Origin of the sequence: Pseudomonas khavaziana, assembly GCF_019145205.1 — a bacterium.
GTDB lineage: Bacteria > Pseudomonadota > Gammaproteobacteria > Pseudomonadales > Pseudomonadaceae > Aquipseudomonas > Aquipseudomonas khavaziana.
The window spans coordinates 1-469 of the sequence record NZ_JAHSTT010000056.1 but is presented as its reverse complement, the minus strand read 5'-3'; the positions used below and the strand labels follow the sequence as shown (position 1 = coordinate 469).

Annotated in this window: 1 protein-coding gene; it reads right to left on the bottom strand. The window is 59.1% G+C overall.

Annotated elements, in window-relative coordinates:
* On the bottom strand, positions 1 to 469 hold a 469-nt coding region (locus tag KVH01_RS29495), incomplete at both ends, for an immunoglobulin-like domain-containing protein (RefSeq protein WP_217883806.1).

Genomic DNA, 469 nt, shown 5'->3' with positions numbered 1-469 from the left:
GTGGCGGTCAGAACAACGTCAACCTTGTCGATGGTGTCGTTAATCGTGGTGGTTGCGCCATTGCCTGCGACTTCGAGTTTTTCGAAGTTGCCGCCGGAAGCGTCGGTGATCTGGACGGTCTGAGTGCTCTTGTCGATGAACACGTCATCGGTAGGCGCCGGGACAGTCACGGTGCCGACAGTGTCGCCCGCCTTGATGGTGATCGACGAACCGTTGTCGAGTTTCAGCGTGACGTCGGTACCGGCCTTATTGCTCAAGGTCGCGGTGTAGGTGATCTGGCCACCCTCGTTAACGGCACTTGGCGCAGTCAGGGTGACTGTCGTCGTGTTGTCGGTGCCCGGGGTATCGGTAACGGTGGTATTCACCGCCGTAGTGCCAGGCACCAGGTTCTCGAAATGCTCACCGCCGGTCACGCCTTTGATGGCGGTGGTGACAGTCTGGTCGCCTTTGTACACATCATCCGGTGCCA